General features: G+C 68.9%; 15 protein-coding genes. 9 read left to right on the forward strand and 6 right to left on the reverse strand.

All coding sequences use genetic code 11. From position 1 onward, the window contains the following. The first annotated feature begins 268 nt into the window (after positions 1-268). Entirely contained in the window at positions 269-634 is a 366-nt protein-coding gene (gene copC, locus ACTWJ5_RS06405; RefSeq protein ID WP_444437837.1) for a copper homeostasis periplasmic binding protein CopC, read from the forward strand. A gap of 19 nt (positions 635-653) precedes the next feature. Continuing rightward, entirely contained in the window at positions 654-1,514 is an 861-nt protein-coding gene (copD, locus tag ACTWJ5_RS06410; RefSeq protein WP_444437839.1) for a copper homeostasis membrane protein CopD, read from the forward strand. 166 nt (positions 1,515-1,680) lie between these two features. On the opposite strand, the gene fahA is transcribed toward copD, so the two are convergent. Both fahA and hmgA read right to left on the reverse strand, forming a co-directional pair. After that, the gene (fahA, locus tag ACTWJ5_RS06415; protein WP_444437841.1) at positions 1,681-2,985 is read right to left on the reverse strand and encodes a fumarylacetoacetase; all 1,305 of its coding nucleotides are present in this window, start codon (positions 2,983-2,985) and stop codon (positions 1,681-1,683) included. A 5-nt stretch (positions 2,986-2,990) separates the two neighbouring features. Further along, the gene (gene hmgA / locus ACTWJ5_RS06420) at positions 2,991-4,280 is read right to left on the reverse strand and encodes a homogentisate 1,2-dioxygenase (protein WP_444437843.1); all 1,290 of its coding nucleotides are present in this window, start codon (positions 4,278-4,280) and stop codon (positions 2,991-2,993) included. 101 nt (positions 4,281-4,381) lie between these two features. Here hmgA and ACTWJ5_RS06425 point away from each other — a divergent pair, with 101 nt between their 5' ends. Continuing rightward, complete coding sequence (locus ACTWJ5_RS06425; protein ID WP_253408403.1) at positions 4,382-5,170, forward strand: IclR family transcriptional regulator; 789 nt, start codon at positions 4,382-4,384, stop codon at positions 5,168-5,170. A 253-nt stretch (positions 5,171-5,423) separates the two neighbouring features. Here the strand turns inward: ACTWJ5_RS06425 and hppD are convergent, their stop codons facing one another. From hppD to pobA, 3 genes are all read right to left on the reverse strand, one after another. Next, positions 5,424-6,500 carry a 4-hydroxyphenylpyruvate dioxygenase gene (hppD, locus tag ACTWJ5_RS06430; protein ID WP_444437845.1) on the reverse strand — a complete coding sequence of 359 codons (1,077 nt, stop codon included), beginning with the start codon at positions 6,498-6,500 and terminating at the stop codon, positions 5,424-5,426. 167 nt (positions 6,501-6,667) lie between these two features. Next, positions 6,668-7,297: a maleylacetoacetate isomerase gene (gene maiA, locus ACTWJ5_RS06435; RefSeq protein WP_009618041.1), complete on the reverse strand. Its 630-nt coding sequence runs from the start codon at positions 7,295-7,297 to the stop codon at positions 6,668-6,670. Between the two features lie 129 nt (positions 7,298-7,426). Then, positions 7,427-8,611: a 4-hydroxybenzoate 3-monooxygenase gene (pobA, locus tag ACTWJ5_RS06440; protein WP_253391530.1), complete on the reverse strand. Its 1,185-nt coding sequence runs from the start codon at positions 8,609-8,611 to the stop codon at positions 7,427-7,429. Between the two features lie 163 nt (positions 8,612-8,774). Here pobA and ACTWJ5_RS06445 point away from each other — a divergent pair, with 163 nt between their 5' ends. The 6 genes from ACTWJ5_RS06445 (at position 8,775) to pcaC (ending at position 13,916) form a co-directional block, all read left to right on the forward strand. Further along, positions 8,775-9,647, forward strand: a complete 873-nt coding sequence (locus tag ACTWJ5_RS06445) for a helix-turn-helix domain-containing protein (protein WP_249917696.1) — start codon at positions 8,775-8,777, stop codon at positions 9,645-9,647. Then, a complete protein-coding gene (gene pcaQ, locus ACTWJ5_RS06450; RefSeq protein WP_043272424.1) occupies positions 9,644-10,573 on the forward strand; it encodes a pca operon transcription factor PcaQ in 930 nt (309 codons plus the stop codon). The genes ACTWJ5_RS06445 and pcaQ overlap by 4 nt, the downstream gene beginning before the upstream one ends. A 120-nt stretch (positions 10,574-10,693) precedes the next feature. Further along, positions 10,694-11,413 (forward strand): protocatechuate 3,4-dioxygenase subunit beta, encoded by a 720-nt coding sequence (gene pcaH / locus ACTWJ5_RS06455; RefSeq protein WP_444437848.1) that lies wholly within the window; start codon positions 10,694-10,696, stop codon positions 11,411-11,413. 11 nt (positions 11,414-11,424) lie between these two features. Next, positions 11,425-12,030 carry a protocatechuate 3,4-dioxygenase subunit alpha gene (pcaG, locus tag ACTWJ5_RS06460; RefSeq protein ID WP_009618058.1) on the forward strand — a complete coding sequence of 202 codons (606 nt, stop codon included), beginning with the start codon at positions 11,425-11,427 and terminating at the stop codon, positions 12,028-12,030. 147 nt (positions 12,031-12,177) lie between these two features. Beyond that, positions 12,178-13,485, forward strand: coding sequence for a 3-carboxy-cis,cis-muconate cycloisomerase (locus ACTWJ5_RS06465; protein WP_444439545.1), 1,308 nt, complete (start codon positions 12,178-12,180; stop codon positions 13,483-13,485). Positions 13,486-13,514: 29 nt separating this feature from the next. Continuing rightward, on the forward strand, positions 13,515-13,916 hold the full coding sequence (gene pcaC / locus ACTWJ5_RS06470) for a 4-carboxymuconolactone decarboxylase (protein ID WP_009618062.1): 402 nt from the start codon (positions 13,515-13,517) through the stop codon (positions 13,914-13,916). Positions 13,917-14,479: 563 nt separating this feature from the next. On the opposite strand, the gene ACTWJ5_RS06475 is transcribed toward pcaC, so the two are convergent. Next, positions 14,480-15,886, reverse strand: a complete 1,407-nt coding sequence (locus tag ACTWJ5_RS06475; protein WP_444437851.1) for a DUF2252 domain-containing protein — start codon at positions 15,884-15,886, stop codon at positions 14,480-14,482. Between the last annotated feature and the right edge of the window lie 24 nt (positions 15,887-15,910).

Consider the following 15,910-nt stretch of genomic DNA (forward strand, 5'->3'; position numbering starts at 1 on the left):
GGGGCCATCGCGGACGGAGTCCGCTCCTACGACCGTGCTTTCCTGGACCCTCTGCGGGCGTCTCCGGGGCACCGGGGCGCTTTTCGTAGGATGGGTTGAGTATTGGCGAAACCCATGCGGCCACGGCGATGGGCATCGCTTCGCTCGACCCATCCTACGGGGCATATTTGCCGGGGGTAGGAGCGGACTCCGTCCGCGATTATTCGTCGTTGGCACGGCGGCGTCTTTGCTAAGCTCCCCGGCGCCGCAATCCATTCGAGGTCCCGCCATGCGCCGTTCCCCCCTGCTAGCCACCCTTGGCCTGCTCGCCATCCTCAACGCCCCCGCCGTCTTCGCCCACGCCCACCTGAAGAGCGAAACCCCCGCCGCCGACAGCACCGCCGCCGCCCCCAAGGAGCTGCGCCTGACCTTCTCCGAGGGCGTCGAGGCGAAGTTCACCAAGGTCACGGTCACCGCCGCCGACGGCAAGGCCGTGAAGGTGGCCGGCATCGCCACCACCGAGGGCGACGCCAAGGTGCTGGTGGTGACCTTCGACCAGCCGCTGCCGGCCGGCGAGTACAAGGTGGAATGGCACGCCGTTTCGGTGGACACCCACAAGAGCAACGGCAGCTATGCTTTCAAGGTCGCGCCCTGAACCATGAGCCGCATCCGCCATGGATGACGCCCTGGTTTTCTGCCGTTTCCTGCATCTCGCCCTGACCCTGACGCTGTTCGGCGTGGCGCTGTTCCGTGCGGTGCTGCGCCGCCAGGAGCCCGCCGTGCTGGCGGCGCTGGACGGCCGCGTGCTCGCTGGGCAACGCATCGCCGCCGCGCTGGCGCTGTTCAGCGGCCTGGCCTGGCTCGGCCTGGTGGCGGCGAGCATGGCCGGCGACTGGTCCGCCGCCCTGGATGGGCCGACGCTGCGGCTGGTGCTGGGGCAGACCTTCTTCGGCCAGGTCTGGGCCTGGCACCTGCTGGCGAACGTCGCGCTGCTGGTTGCGCTGTGCCTGCCTTTGTCGGTGGACAACCCGCTGCGCGTGCTGCTGGCCGGCGCCGTGCTGGCCAGCCTGGCGCCGGTGGGCCATGGCGCCATGCTCGACGGCTGGGCTGGCGTCGGGCTGATGCTCAACCAGGCCCTGCACCTGCTCTGCGCCGGCGCCTGGCTCGGCGGCCTGCTGTTGCTGGCGGCGCTGCTGTACCGCGCGCCGGATTCCACCCATGGCGAGGCGCTGCGGCGCTTCAGTGGCGTGGGCTACCTGCTGGTGGCCGGGGTGGCGGCCAGCGGGCTGGTGAACGTCTGGGCGCTGGTCGGGCAATGGCCGGACCCGCGCACTTCCACCTTCGGGCTGGTGCTGACGATCAAGCTGCTGCTGGTGGCGGGGATGCTCGCCCTGGCCCTGCTCAACCGCGTGGCCCTGGCGTTCCGCGAGAAGCGCCTGCTGGCGCTGCGGCGCAGCGTGGTGCTGGAGTGGGTGTGCGGGCTCGCGGCTGTGGCCGTCGTGTCGCTGTTGGGGACGTTGTCCCCGGCGGGGTAGGGCGTATAACCGTTCGCGGTTATACGCCGTTTCACCGATGCCTCCGCTGACCTCGCAGCCATGCTGGGCGGCTCCTTCAGGCCGACCCCGAACGGGGCATGGCCAAGGCCAGGCGGCGTATAACCCGGAGGGTTATACGCCCTACGCGTAGGGGAACCCTCGTGTTTCAACGCGCCGGCAGGATCACCCCGCGGCACTCGCCGAAGCCGATGCGCGGGTAGCCTTCGCGTTCGCACCAGGCGCGGAAGATCACTTCGTCGCCGTCCTGCAGGAAGGTGCGCTGCTCGCCGCCGGGCAGTTCCAGCGGCTGCTTGCCGCCCAAGGTGCTCTCCAGCAGGCTGCCGAAGGCTTCCGGCGCGGGCCCGGAGAGGGTGCCGGAGCCGAACAGGTCGCCGGCCTGCAGCTTGCAGCCGCCGACGCTGTGGTGGGCGACCATCTGCGCCACCGTCCAGTACATGTTCTGCGTGTTGCTCAGCGCCAGGCGCAGCGGCTCGATGCCTTGCTCGCGCATGGCGGCGGTCTGCAGCAGCACTTCCAGCTGGATGTCGAACGCGCCCTGGGCCTGGTCGTGTTCGTCCAGCAGGTAGGGCAGCGGTTGCGGGTCGCCTTCCGGGCGCGGCGGCTGGGCCTTGCGGAACGGCGCCAGGGCCTCGGCGGTGACCACCCAGGGCGACACGCTGGTGGCGAAGTTCTTCGCCAGGAACGGGCCCAGCGGCTGGTATTCCCAGGCCTGCACGTCGCGCGCCGACCAGTCGTTGAGCAGGCAGTAGCCGGCCACGTGCTGCTCGGCCTGGCCGATGCCGATGGCCTCGCCCATCTCGTTGCCCGGGCCGATCCAGATGCCCAGCTCCAGTTCGTAGTCCAGCCGCTTGCTCGGGCCGAAGCCCGGGGCCTCGGCGCCCGGCGCCAGGGTCTGGCCGTTGGGCCGGCGCACCGCGGCGCCGGAGGCGACCACGGTGGAGGCGCGGCCGTGGTAGCCGATGGGCACGTGCTTGTAGTTGGGCAGCAGCGGGTTGTCCGGGCGGAACAGGCGGCCGACGTTGTTGGCGTGGTGGATGCCGACGTAGAAGTCGGTGTAGTCGCCCACCTGGGCCGGCAGGTGCAGCTGGCAGCCGGCCTGGGCCGGCAGCAGGCTGGCGCCCAGCTCCTGCATCCGCGCCTGCTGCGGGCTGCCTTCGGCCAGCAGCGCCTGCAGTTGCTCGCGCAGCACGCGGCGCGGGCCGGCGCCGAGGGCGAAGAAGGCATTGAGGCTGGCGCCGCTGGCGGCTTCGGCGGCGTGGCGGGCCTCGCCTTCGAACAGGTCGGCGGCCAGCGCCGCCTTCAGGTCGAGGATGTGCTCGCCGATGGCCACGCCGCCGCGCGGCTCGCGGCCGGGGCTGCTGAACACGCCCAGCGGCAGGTTCTGCAGGGGGAAGTCGGGGTGGCCGTTGGCGGAGTCGAGCCAGCTGCGGCGGGTGTCTGCCTGGTTCATGGGGTTCAGTTCCTCTGGAAGGTCTTGGCCATGCCGCTCCAGCAGGCGTCGTAGTCGCGCTGCAGTTGCGGGCATTCGAGAGCGTAGCGGCTCGGGCGCAGCACGCGGCCGGTCTCGAACATGAAGGCCATGGTGTTTTCGATCTTGTGCGGTTTCAGCTCGGCGGCGATGGCCTGCACGGTGCTGGCGTTGTCCGGGCCGTGGGCGCTCATGCAGTTGTGCAGCGAGGCGCCGCCGGGGGCGAAGCCGTCGGCCTTGGCGTCGTAGGCGCCGAGGAGCAGGCCCATGAATTCGTTCATCAGGTTGCGGTGGAACCACGGCGGGCGGAAGGTGTTCTCGGCCACCATCCAGCGCGGCGGGAAGATCACGAAGTCGACGTTGGCCATGCCGTGGGTGTCGCTGGGCGAGGTGAGCACGGTGAAGATCGACGGGTCCGGGTGGTCGTAGCTGACCGTGCCGAGGGTGTTGAACAGGCGCAGGTCGTATTTGTAGGGCACGTTGTTGCCGTGCCAGGCGACCACGTCCAGCGGCGAGTGGTCCAGCTCGCAGGCCCACAGCTCGCCGAGGAATTTCTGCACCAGCTGCACCGGCGCGTCGACGTCTTCGTAGTGGGCCACCGGGGCGAGGAAGTCGCGCGGGTTGGCCAGGCCGTTGCTGCCGATGGGGCCCAGGTCGGGGATGCGCAGGGCGGCGCCGTGGTTCTCGCAGATGTAGCCGCTGGCGCTGGCGTCGAGCAGTTCGACGCGGAACTTCATGCCGCGCGGGATCACCGCGATCTCCAGCGGCTCGATGTCCAGCCGGCCCAGCTCGGTGGCCAGGCGCAGGCGGCCCTGTTGCGGGACGATCAGCAGCTCGCCGTCGGCGTCGTAGAACACCCGGTCCATGGAGCGGTTGGCGCGGTACAGGTGCACGCTGACGCCGCTGGCCTGCTCGGCGTCGGCGGTGGCGGCGAGGGTCAGCAGGCCGTCGAGGAAGTCGGTGGGCTCGCCGGGGATGTCCTGGGGGTTCCAGCGCAGGCGGTTGGGGTTCACCTGGCCCAGCTCGCGGCCGGGAATCTGCCGCGCCAGGCGCTCGAAGCGCGGGTGGCTGGCCGAGGGCTTGATGCGGTACAGCCAGGTGCGCCGGGCCTCGCTGCGCGGCACGGTGAAGGCGGTGCCGGAAAGCTGCTCGGCGTAGAGCCCGAAGGGCACCTGCTGCGGCGAGTTCTGCCCGTGGGGCAGGGCGCCGGGCAGGGCTTCGCTGCTGAACTGGTTGTTGAAACCCGACAGGTAGGTGAGCGATTCGGCGGACGACATGGCGACCTCGTTGTTTTTGTAATCGAATTACGAATAACGTAATTTGAACGCCGGAAGGGGTCAAGCTATAACAGCGCCTCCATCGACGAACGAGTCATTGCATGGCCATTCCCAGGGACACCGGCGACGCGCCGAAACGCCAGAAAGTGCAGGCCGCCGAAGTCGGCACCGACATCCTCAAGGGCCTGGCCGACCTGGCCCCGGCCACTTCGCTGTCGCGCCTGGCCGAGCACGTGGGCATGCCCGCGGCCAAGGTCCACCGCTACCTGCAGGCACTGATCGCCAGCGGCTTCGCCGAGCAGGACGCGGCCACCAACCACTACGCCCTGGGCCCGGAGGCGCTGTTCGTCGGCCTGGCCGCCATCGGCCGGCTGGACGTGGTGCGCGCCGCCACGGCGCACCTGAGCGCCCTGCGCGACGAGCTGAACGAAACCTGCTTCCTCGCCGTGTGGGGCAACAAGGGCCCGACCGTGGTGCAGGTGGAGCAGCCGCTGCGCGCGGTGACCCTGGTCACCCGCGTGGGCTCGGTGCTGCCCTTATTGGGCTCGTCCACCGGGCTGGTATTCAACGCCTACCTGCCCGACGGCGAGACTGCGCCATTGCGCGAGGAGGAGAAGGGCATGCCTGGTGCGCTGGACGATGCGGAGTTGCACAAGCAGACGGCGGAGATCCGTGCCACGGGCCTGCACCATGTGCACGGGTTGTTGATGCCGGGGGTGAATGCGCTGTCGGCGCCGGTGTTTGCGGTGGGTGAGCAACTGGCCGGGGTGGTGACGGTGGTGGGGGCGGCGAGTGCCTTTCGTGCGGAGACTCAGGGGCGGGCGGCGGAGTTGCTGAAGGAGGCTGCGGCGGCGATTACCGCGCGGATGGCGGGGCGCAGGCCGGAGTAGGGGGCTGTTCGTGCCACCGGGGCGTCCGGCGTGGCCGGTGAATCTAATCGCGGACGAAGTCCGCTCCTACGCCCGTGCTTCCCTGGAGTCGTAGGAGCGGACTCTGTCCGCGGTAGGAGCGCGCCCTGCGCGCGAATCGCGGGCACGGCTTCTCGTAGGAGCGAGCTTGCTCGCGAACCGCATGGCACCGCGTTTGTTCGCGAGCAAGAACTAGGCGTCCCCCTCGCTCCTACGAAGAGCACCTCGGCGCGGTTTATTTCGTCTCCAACACCCCACGGCGGATCTGATCCCGCTCGATCGACTCGAACAGCGCCTTGAAGTTGCCTTCGCCGAAGCCGTCGTCGCCCTTGCGCTGGATGAACTCGAAGAACACCGGGCCCATCAGGGTTTCCGAGAAGATCTGCAGCAGCAGACGGCGGTTGCCGCCCTCGGAGGTGCCGTCGAGGAGGATGCCGCGGTTGCGCAGTTCCTCCACCGGCTCGCCGTGGTTGGGCAGGCGCTCTTCGAGCATCTCGTAGTAGGTCGCCGGCGGCGCGGTCATGAAGCGCATGTCCAGGCCCTTGAGGGCGTCCCAGGTCTTCACCAGGTCGTCGGTGAGGAAGGCCACGTGCTGGATGCCCTCGCCGTTGAACTGCATGAGGAATTCCTCGATCTGCCCGGCGCCCTTGGAGGATTCCTCGTTGAGCGGGATGCGGATCATGCCGTCCGGCGCGGTCATGGCCTTGGAGGTCAGGCCGGTGTACTCGCCCTTGATGTCGAAGTAGCGGATCTCGCGGAAGTTGAACAGCTTCTCGTAGAAGTCCGCCCAGTAGGCCATGCGCCCGCGGTACACGTTGTGGGTGAGGTGGTCGATGATCTTCAGGCCGGCGCCTTTGGGGTGGCGGTCCACGCCTTCGATGAACTCGAAGTCGATGTCGTAGATCGACGAGCCCTCGCCGAAGCGGTCGATCAGGTACAGCGGCGCGCCGCCGATGCCCTTGATCGCCGGCAGGCGCAGCTCCATCGGCCCGGTGGGGATTTCCACCGGCTGCGCGCCCAGCTCCAGGGCGCGGGCGTAGGCCTGGTGGGCGTTCTTCACGCGGAAGGCCATGCCGCACACTGAGGGGCCGTGCTCGGCGGCGAAGTAGGCCGCCAGGCTCTTGGGCTCGTTGTTGAGGATCAGGTTGATCTCGCCCTGGCGGTACAGGTGCACGTCCTTGGAGCGGTGGCTGGCCACCTTGGTGAAGCCCAGGCTGGCGAAGATGGGTTCCATCACGCCGGGGGTGGGGGAGGCGAATTCGATGAATTCGAAGCCCATGAGGCCCATGGGGTTGTCGAAGAGGTCTGCCATGTTCGTGTTCCTCGCGGTGGACGCGCTCGGCGGCGCGTCCGGGATTCGGAAAGTCGTGGGGTCAGCTGCGCGGCTGGCGCGGCGGCGAGCAGGGCACGCCGCGTACGCTGCGGGCGAGGAAGTCGCCGATGGTGACTTTGAATCCGAGGCTTTGCATGGCGCGCTCCTCAGGCCGGCTTGTCGGCCTGGACGTCCGGGTGGGCCTGGCGGAAGGCCGGGTGCTCCAGGGCCAGGCGCTCTACCCTGAGTATGCGCGGGAATGGGCTCAGGTCCACCTCGAAGCGGCGGGCGGCGTACAGCTGCGGCAGCAGGTAGACGTCGGCCAGGCCCGGCTGCGGGCCGCAGCAGAAGCCTTGGTCGCCGATCAGCGCTTCCACGGCCTTCAGGCCTTCGCCGATCCAGTGGGCGATCCACTGGTTCACGCCGTCCTCGTCTATGCCCAGGGCGCGCAGGCGGTTGAGCACGGCGACGTTGTGCAGCGGGTGGATGTCGCAACCGATGAGCGCCGCCACGCCGCGCTGGTGGGCGCGCTGCAGGGCGTCGGCCGGCAGCAGGGCGGGCTCGGGGTAGCGTTCTTCCAGGTATTCGATGATCGCCGGCGACTGGATCAGCAGTTCGCCTTCGTCGGTGCGCAGGGCCGGCACGCGGCCTTGCGGGTTCAGCGCCAGGTAAGCGCCTTGGCGGTGCTCGCCCTGCAGCAGGTTGACCGGGACGTGCCGGGGCTGCAGGCCCTTGAGGGCCAGGGCGATGCGCACGCGGTAGCTGGAGGTGGAGCGGTAGTAGGTGTAGAGGTCCATGGACTCTCACTCGCAGGCTGCGTGCGCGTCGTGGCGGGCACTGTTGTTTTCATAATTGCCTTACACTCTGCGTAATTTTTTCGCCGAGGGCAAGCCCCCGCGCTCCTTCGGGGGCTCGCCGCGCTGCCTTCAGTCGATGCGTTCGAAGGGCAGGCCGACGTAGTTCTCGGCGATGCAGGTGCGCCCGGCCTGGGAGTCGAGGAAGTAGGCCAGTTCAGTATCGAGCATCTTCTGGGTGAAGGCGTCGTTGTCGGGGAATTTGTGCAGCATGCTGGTCATCCACCAGCTGAAGCGCTCGGCCTTCCAGATGCGCCGCAGGGCGACTTCCGAGTAGCGTTGCAGCAGCTCGACGCGGCCTTCGCCATAGACCTTCACCAGGATGCGGTACAGGGCATCGACGTCGCTGGCTGCCAGGTTCAGGCCCTTGGCGCCGGTGGGCGGGACTATGTGCCCGGCGTCGCCGACCAGGAACAGCTTGCCGTACTGCAGCGGCTCCACCACGAAGCTGCGCAGCGGGGCGATGCTCTTCTCCAGCGACGGGCCGGTGACCAGGCGCGCGGCGGCGTCGGCCGGCAGGCGGCGCTTGAGTTCGTCCCAGAAGCGCTCGTCGGACCAGTCCTCGACCTTCTCCTCCAGGCCCACCTGCAGGTAGTAGCGGCTGCGGGTGGCCGAACGCATGCTGCTGAGGCTGAAGCCGCGCTCGCTGCTGGCGTAGATGAGTTCGTGGTTGACCGGCGGGGTGTCGCTGAGCAGGCCGAGCCAGCCGAAGGGGTAGACGCGTTCGTAGATCTTGAGCTTGTCCGCCGGGATGGTCTGCCGCGACACGCCGTGGAAGCCGTCGCAGCCGGCGATGTAGTCGCAGTCCAGGCGCGCCGTCTCGCCGTCCTTGGTGAAGGTGACGTAGGGCTTCTCGCCCTGCACCTCGTGCAGTTGCACGTCGCCGGCTTCGTAGATGCTCAGGGCGCCGCTGGCCTGGCGGGCTTCCATGAGGTCGCGGGTGACTTCGGTCTGGCCGTAGACCATCACGTTCTTGCCGCCGGTCAGGCCCTTGAGGTCGATGCGCTCGCGGCGGCCGTCCAGCACCAGCTCGAAGCCGTCGTGGGGCAGGCCCTCGGCGTCCATGCGGGCATTGGCGCCGGCCTCGCGCAGCAGGTCCACGGTGCCCTGTTCCAGCACCCCGGCGCGGATGCGCCCGAGCACGTAGTCCGGGCTCTGGCGTTCGAGGATGACGTTGTCGATGCCGGCACGTTGCAGCAGTTGGCCGAGCAGCAGGCCGGAAGGGCCGGCGCCGATGATGGCAACCTGGGTTTTCATTGTTGTTTTCCTCGTCGTCGCGGGCCGGGGCCTTGTCGTAGGCACGCCCCCTGGCCGCGTAGTTGTTATTGGCACCTGCATTTTTGGTGGATGAATCGCCGCGCAGAAGGCAATATCCAACAGATAACCTGGATTTTTCGTGGATAGCCCCGGCGGCCTATAAATGCACAAGACGCCCGCTTCGAATCCGGTCCCGGTGTTCCAGCTCTACGGCGAGACCCACGCCTGGCCGACACCCGACCCCCTGCACTGCGAGACCATTCCGTCGCGCAGCAGCCTCTACGACTGGGAGATCCGCCCGCACCGCCACGCCGACCTGGTGCAGCTGCTCTACGTGCGCGCCGGCGAGGCCGAGCTGGAAGTGGAGGGCAGCGTCACCCGCGTGCGCGAGGCCACAGTGCAGGTCTCGCCGCCCCTGTGCGTGCACGGTTTCCGCTTCACCGCGCAGATCGACGGCTACGTCCTCAGCCTGGCCCAGCCCTTCGCCGAGGAGCTGCTGCGCCAGTTCGACCGCGCCGTGCTGGAGCAGCCGCAGTGCTACGCGGTGGGCGAGGACGAGCGCTACCTGAGCACCCTGTTCGACTCCATCGAGCGCGAATACGCGCGCCAGGAGCCGGGCCGCGAGCTGATGCTGCGCTCGCTGGTCAGCGCCCTGCTGGTGTGGCTGGGCCGCCGCCACCTGCAGGCCAGCCACGCCGCCAGCGCCGCGCCGGATCGCGGCCGCGAGCACCTGCAGGCGTTCCGCCGGCTGGTGGAGGAGCACTTGCGCGAGCACCTGCCGATCGAGCGCTACGCCGAGCGCCTGGGCATCAGCGCGGCGCACCTCAACGCCCTGTGCCGGCGCCTGGCCGGCGTCTCGGCGCTGCAGCTGATCAGCCAGCGCCTGCTGCTGGAGGCCAAGCGCAACCTGGTGTACACGGACATGACCGTGCAGGAGGTCTCCGACCAGCTGGGCTTCTCGGAGCCGGCGTACTTCTCGCGATTCTTCAAGCGCGGCACCGGGCAGTCGCCCAGGGCCTTCCGGGGTAACCGATGAACATCGACTCACGCATCAAGTTCCGCCACCTGCTGTGCTTCCTCGAAGTGGCCCGCCTGGGCAGCCTGGCGCGCGCCGCCGACCGCCTGGCGGTGAGCCAGCCGGCGGTGTCGAAGACCCTCAAGGAGCTGGAGGAAGTGCTCGACGCCAGCCTGTTCGAACGTGGCAAGGGCGGTGCTGTGCTGACCGAGGCCGGCATCGCCTTCCTGCGTTACGCCGGGCCCTGCGTGCAGGCCCTGCGCGACGGCGTGGAGAGCCTGCGCGGCGGCGAATACGCGGCCAGCAGCGCGCGCTTGGGCGTGCTTTCCACCGTGGAGGGCGCCTTCCTCCCGGAAGTGGTGCGGCGCCTGCACGCGCGCCACGGGGCGCTGGTGGTCAGCGTGGTCACCGGGCCCAGCGCGCACCTGCTCTCGCAACTGCGCGTCGGCGAACTGGACCTGGTGGTCGGGCGCATGACCGACAGCCCGCAGATCCAGGGCCTGACCTTCGAACACCTGTACAACGAGCCGCTGACCCTGGTGGTGCGCGCCGGCCACCCGCTGCTGGGCCGGCCGTTGGACGCGGCGGAGCTGGAGGAATACCCGCTGGTGCTGCCCACCGCCGGCACCACCATCCGCAAGCGCGTCGACAGCCTGTTCGTCGAGCACGGCCTGCGCCAGTCGTCGCGGCGCCTGGAAACCCTCTCGCTGAGCCTGAGCCGGCGCTACGTCGACGACAGCGACGCGGTCTGGATGGCGCCGCTGGACGCGGTGCGCGCGGCCCTGGGCAAGGGCGAGCTGGCCGAGCTGGCGCCGCAGCTGCAGGAGGCCGGCGGCTCGGTGGGCATCTGCAGCAACGCCTCGCTGCCGCTGTCCCTCGGTGCGCACTGGTGCCAGGAGGTGCTGCGCGAGGTGGGCCAGGAGTACCGCGAGGGGGTTTATCCATAACCATTTGGTTATGGGTTGCGGGCAGCTTTTCAATTTTCCTGCGCGCCGAGCTGGCGGAAACTGCGGAGCACATGCCTGATGCTCTACAGGCTCCTATAACTCCAACAACAGGAGACCGCCATGTCCGAAGTGGACAACAGCCGGTTCGTCATCCGTGACCGCAACTGGCACCCCAAAGCCCTCACCCCCGACTACAAGACCTCCGTCGCCCGCTCCCCGCGCCAGGCGCTGGTGAGCATCCCGCAGTCGATCTCCGAGACCACCGGCCCGGACTTCTCGCACCTGAAGTTCGGCGAGCACGACAATGACCTGCTGCTCAACTTCAACACCGGCGCGCTGCCCATCGGCGAGCGCATCGTCGTCCACGGCCGCGTCGTCGACCAGTACGGCAAGCCGGTGTCCAACACCCTGGTGGAAATGTGGCAGGCCAACGCCGGCGGCCGCTACCGGCACAAGAACGACCGCTACCTGGCGCCGCTGGACCCGAACTTCGGCGGCGTCGGCCGCGCCATCACCGACAGCGACGGCCGCTACATCTTCCGCACCATCAAGCCCGGCCCCTACCCGTGGCGCAACGGCCCCAACGACTGGCGCCCGGCGCACATCCACTTCTCCATCAGCGGCCCGTCGATCGCCACCCGGCTGATCACCCAGCTGTACTTCGAGGGCGACCCGCTGATCCCGATGTGCCCCATCGTCAAGTCGATCGCCAACCCCGAGGCGGTGCAGAGCCTGATCGCGCGCCTGGACATGGGCATGGCCAACCCCATGGATTGCCTGGCCTACCGCTTCGACATCGTCCTGCGCGGCCAGCGCCAGACCCACTTCGAGAATCGCTGAGGAGGTTCGCCATGCCCGTTCAACTGCTCCCCGAAACCCCCTCGCAGACCGCCGGCCCCTACGTGCACATCGGCCTGGCCCTGGAAGCGGCCGGCAACCCGACCCGCGACCTGGAAATCTGGAACCAGATGGCCAAGCCCGGCGCCGCCGGCGAGCACATCCTGCTGCTGGGCCACGTCTATGACGGCAACGGCCACCTGGTGCGCGACTCCTTCCTGGAGTTCTGGCAGGCCGACCACGAAGGCAACTACGACAGCCGCTACGATGCCGAGAAGGCGTTCAACGGCTTCGGCCGCACCGCCACCACCTTCGATGCCGGCGAGTGGACGCTGAAGACCATCAAGCCCGGCGTGACCAAGGCCGCCGATGGCCGCCCGCAGGCGCCGCACATCAACGTGTCGCTGTTCGCCCGCGGCATCAACATCCACCTGCAGACGCGCCTGTACTTCGAGGACGAGGCCGAGGCCAACGCCAAGGACCCGGTGCTCAACCTGATCGAACAGGCGCCGCGCCGCGAGACCCTGGTGGCCCGCCGCTGCGAAGTGAACGGCCAACTGGCCTATCGTTTCGACATCCGCATCCAGGGCGAAGGCGAGACGGTGTTCTTCGATTTCTGATGCGTTCCGACGCCTGAACGGGCGGGCCGCGCGAGCGGTCCGCCCGTCGGCGTTCACGGCATGGCGTAGGCTGTGCCTGATGACGAAGAAAACTGGAGCCCTTGCGTGAGCAACCGACTTTTCGACGCCTACTTCACCCAGCCGGCGATGCGCGAGCTGTTCTGCGACCGCGCGCGCCTGCAGGGCATGCTCGACTTCGAGGCCGCCCTGGCCCGCGCCGAGGCGCGCTGCGGGGTGATCCCGGCCAGCGCGGTGGCGCCCATCGAGGCCGCCTGCCGCGCCGAGCTGTACGACTTCGACGCCCTGGCCACGGCCATCTGCAGCGCCGGCAACTCGGCCATCCCCATGGCCAAGGCGCTGGGCCGCCAGGTCGCCGCGGCGGACGTGGAGGCCGAGCGCTACGTGCACTTCGGCGCCACCAGCCAGGACGCCATGGACAGCGGCCTGGTGCTGCAACTGCGCGCCGCCGTCGGCCTGCTGGAAGACGACCTGGCGCGCCTGGGCGCGGCCCTGGCCGAGCAGGCGCGCCAGCACGCCGACGTGCCCATGGCCGGGCGCACCTGGCTGCAGCACGCCACCCCGGTGACGCTGGGTATGAAGATCGCCGGCTGGCTCGGCGCGGTCACCCGCCACCGCGAGCGCCTGGCCGAACTCAAGCCACGCCTGCTCAGCCTGCAGTTCGGCGGCGCCTCCGGCAGCCTGGCGGCGCTGGGCGACGACGGCTTCGCCGTAGCCGAGGCGCTGGCCGAGGAACTGCGCCTGCAACTGCCGGAACAGCCCTGGCACACCCAGCGCGACCGCCTCGTCGAATTCGCCGCCTGGCTCGGCCTGGTGGCCGGCAGCCTGGGCAAGCTCGGCCGCGACCTCAGCCTGCTGATGCAGACCGAGGCCGGCGAAGTCTTCGAACCTTCCGCGCCGGGCAAGGGCGGCTCCTCGACCATGCCGCACAAGCGCAACCCGGTGGGCGCCGCCGTGCTGATCGGCGCCGCCACCCGCGCGCCGGGCCTGGTGGCGACGATGCTGAGCGCGATGCCCCAGGAGCACGAGCGCAGCCTCGGCCTGTGGCACGCCGAATGGGAAAGCCTGCCGGAACTCTGCTGCCTGGTCTCCGGCGCGCTGCAGCAGGCGCTGCTGGTGGTGCCGGGCCTGGAAGTGGACGCCCAGCGCATGGCCCGCAACCTCGACCTGACCCGCGGCCTGGTGCTGGCCGAGGCGGTGAGCATCGCCCTGGCCCGGCGCATCGGCCGCGACGCCGCGCACCACCTGGTGGAGCAATGCTGCCGCCAGGCCGTGGCCGAAGGCGCGCACCTGCGCCAGGTGCTGGGCGGCAACGCCGAGGTCCGCGCGCAATTGAGCGAAGCCGAGCTGGATCGACTGCTCGACCCGGCCCATTACCTGGGCCAGTGCCGCCGCTGGGTGGAACGCGCCCTGGAAGAACACGCGCGCCTCGGCTGAGGCGCGACAGACAAGCGAGAGAGAACCCGATGGACGAGAAACAACGCTACGAAGCCGGCATGCAAGTCCGCCGCGCGGTGCTGGGCGACGCCCACGTCGACCGCAGCCTGCAGAACCGCACCGCCTTCAACGAAGAATTCCAGGAAATGATCACCCGCCACGCCTGGGGCGACATCTGGACCCGCCCCGGCCTGCCGCGGCACACCCGCAGCCTGGTGACCATCGCCATGCTCATCGGCATGAACCGCGAGGGCGAACTGAAACTGCACCTGCGCGCCGCCCGCAACAACGGCGTGAGCCGCGAGGAGATCAAGGAAGTGCTGCTGCAGAGCGCGATCTACTGCGGCATCCCGGCGGCCAACGCCACCTTCCACCTGGCGGAGGAAGTGTGGAACGAGCTGGGGACGGAGTCGCTGGAGGGGGGAGCCTGATCTAACGGCGTATAACCGCGAACGGTTATACGCCCTACGTCATGGCGCTTTTCGTAGGAGCGAGCTTGCTCGCGAATGGAGTTTGTCGGTGGCTGCGGTGTTGGGTTCAAGAGCCCCCTCTCCCCAGCCCTCTCCCTGAAGGGAGAGGGGGCTTGTCCGTGCCGGCGGAGGCTATGGCGTTCGCCGGCTATTTCCGCAACTGCCGGCTAACTCCAGCGTTCCCGTTTCTGCCCAACGGTCCCCTCTCCCCTCAGGGAGAGGGTTAGGGAGAGGGCGTTCTTGAGGATGCGCTCCGGACCTCCCGGTAGAACTCCATTCGCGAGCAAGCTCGCTCCTACAACCACCAATCCCCCTCACGGCATCCGATCCGCCACGAAATCCGCCTTCGAACGCGCCTCCAACTCCACAACTGCCGGCTAACTCCAGCGTTCCCGTTTCTGCCCAACGGTCCCCTCTCCCTTCAGGGAGAGGGTTAGGGAGAGGGCGTTCTTGAGGATGCGCTCCGGACCTCCCGGTAGAACTCCATTCGCGAGCAAGCTCGCTCCTACAACCACCAATCCCCCTCACGGCATCCGATCCGCCACGAAATCCGCCTCCGAACGCGCCTCCAGCTGCCCCTTGCGGCAAGCGCGCTGGAACCGCTCGAAGTCCCGCTCGTTCTGCAACGCATAAGCCTTGGCGTAATGCACCAGCGCATCGTTCAGCGCATCGCTCTTGCCGATGTAGCCGGCGATCCGCGCCGCCTGGCCGCCGGACTTGGCGTGGGCGCAGGCCAGGGCCCGGCCGCAGACGCGGGCGTAGGCGAGGAAGGCGTTTTCGTCGAAGGTCTCCAGTTCCGCCGAAACCTTCATGTCACGCAGCTGGCGCACGTAGAAATGGCGGCCGCCGGGGCCGGTGGTCCAGCCGAGGAAGAGGTCGCTGGCCGACTGCATCAGGCGCTGGCCGTCCACCACCCGCTGGCCCTGGTGGCGGGTGCGCAGCTTGCTGCGCACGTAGCCGGCCAGCACCGAGGGGCGGGCTTCCTTGAACTGCAGGAACAGCGGCTGCTCCTGGGGATCGGTGAGCAGCGCCACCAGGCAGCGGGTGCCGACGCTGCCCACGCCCACCACCTTGAACACCAGGTCCTGCGCCTCGAAGCGGTCGAGCAGGTCGCGGCGGTCGGCCTGCAGGGTGGAGCGGTAGTCGCGCATGAAGGTGTCGTGCAGGTCCTGCCAGTGCTCCAGGTCCATCCAGTCGTCGTCCTTGTCCAGCAGCGAGGTCGAGGCGTGCAGGTGGAAGATTTCCGGCAGGTCGTCGCGGATCTGCAGGCGGCCCTTGGCGTCGCGCTCGGCGATCTTCGGCAGCAGCTCGGCGTGGGTGCGCCGGTTGGCCTTCTCGATGGCGCGCTGCACGTGCTCGCGCAGGTCCTTTTCCCTCTCCTGCTCCAGCGCCACCTCGTAGTCGATGCGCCCGTACCAAAGCTCCAGGGCGCCCATCTCGGCGCACTCGGCCATGTTCTGCTGGTAGGAGGCGATCAGTTCGTGGCAGGCGTTCTCCTCCACGGTCTCGCCGTGGCGCAGGTCGCGGGCGGCGATCAGGAAGCTCGCCACCAGGCGCTTGAGGTCCCACTCCCAGGGGCCGGGGTGGACCTCGTCGAAGTCGTTGACGTTGAACAGCAGGTTGCGCTCGGGGGAGGCGAAGCCGCCGAAGTTCATCAGGTGGCAGTCGCCGCAGATCGGCAGCTCCATGCCCATGTCCGGGGTGCCCGAGAGGTCGTGGGCCTGGAGCAGGGCGCTGCCGCGGAAGAAGGTGAAGGGCGACACCAGCATGCGCCCGTAGCGCAGCGCCACCAGGGATTGCACGCGGCCGGCGCTGGAGGCCTCGATCAGCGGCAGCGGGTCGCGATCGATCTTCCCGGGTTCGGAGTGGCTGCTGCGCGGGCACTTGTCGCGGGCGTCCTTGCCCTGCTTGCGGAGTTCCTTGATGTCCATCGTTCACCTCGAATCCGGGGGCCA

The organism is Pseudomonas sp. A6, assembly GCF_052367875.1.
Classification (GTDB): Bacteria; Pseudomonadota; Gammaproteobacteria; order Pseudomonadales; family Pseudomonadaceae; genus Pseudomonas; species Pseudomonas citronellolis.

Bases quoted from the DNA above. Each gene is read 5' to 3' on its own strand.
- copC (WP_444437837.1), top strand. From the start codon at position 269: ATGCGCCGTTCCCCCCTGCTAGCCACCCTTGGCCTGCTCGCCATCCTC.
- copD (WP_444437839.1), top strand. From the start codon at position 654: ATGGATGACGCCCTGGTTTTCTGCCGTTTCCTGCATCTCGCCCTGACC.
- fahA (WP_444437841.1), bottom strand. From the start codon at position 2,985: ATGAACCAGGCAGACACCCGCCGCAGCTGGCTCGACTCCGCCAACGGC.
- hmgA (WP_444437843.1), bottom strand. From the start codon at position 4,280: ATGTCGTCCGCCGAATCGCTCACCTACCTGTCGGGTTTCAACAACCAG.
- ACTWJ5_RS06425 (WP_253408403.1), top strand. From the start codon at position 4,382: ATGGCCATTCCCAGGGACACCGGCGACGCGCCGAAACGCCAGAAAGTG.
- hppD (WP_444437845.1), bottom strand. From the start codon at position 6,500: ATGGCAGACCTCTTCGACAACCCCATGGGCCTCATGGGCTTCGAATTC.
- maiA (WP_009618041.1), bottom strand. From the start codon at position 7,297: ATGGACCTCTACACCTACTACCGCTCCACCTCCAGCTACCGCGTGCGC.
- pobA (WP_253391530.1), bottom strand. From the start codon at position 8,611: ATGAAAACCCAGGTTGCCATCATCGGCGCCGGCCCTTCCGGCCTGCTG.
- ACTWJ5_RS06445 (WP_249917696.1), top strand. From the start codon at position 8,775: ATGCACAAGACGCCCGCTTCGAATCCGGTCCCGGTGTTCCAGCTCTAC.
- pcaQ (WP_043272424.1), top strand. From the start codon at position 9,644: ATGAACATCGACTCACGCATCAAGTTCCGCCACCTGCTGTGCTTCCTC.
- pcaH (WP_444437848.1), top strand. From the start codon at position 10,694: ATGTCCGAAGTGGACAACAGCCGGTTCGTCATCCGTGACCGCAACTGG.
- pcaG (WP_009618058.1), top strand. From the start codon at position 11,425: ATGCCCGTTCAACTGCTCCCCGAAACCCCCTCGCAGACCGCCGGCCCC.
- ACTWJ5_RS06465 (WP_444439545.1), top strand. From the start codon at position 12,178: ATGCGCGAGCTGTTCTGCGACCGCGCGCGCCTGCAGGGCATGCTCGAC.
- pcaC (WP_009618062.1), top strand. From the start codon at position 13,515: ATGGACGAGAAACAACGCTACGAAGCCGGCATGCAAGTCCGCCGCGCG.
- ACTWJ5_RS06475 (WP_444437851.1), bottom strand. From the start codon at position 15,886: ATGGACATCAAGGAACTCCGCAAGCAGGGCAAGGACGCCCGCGACAAG.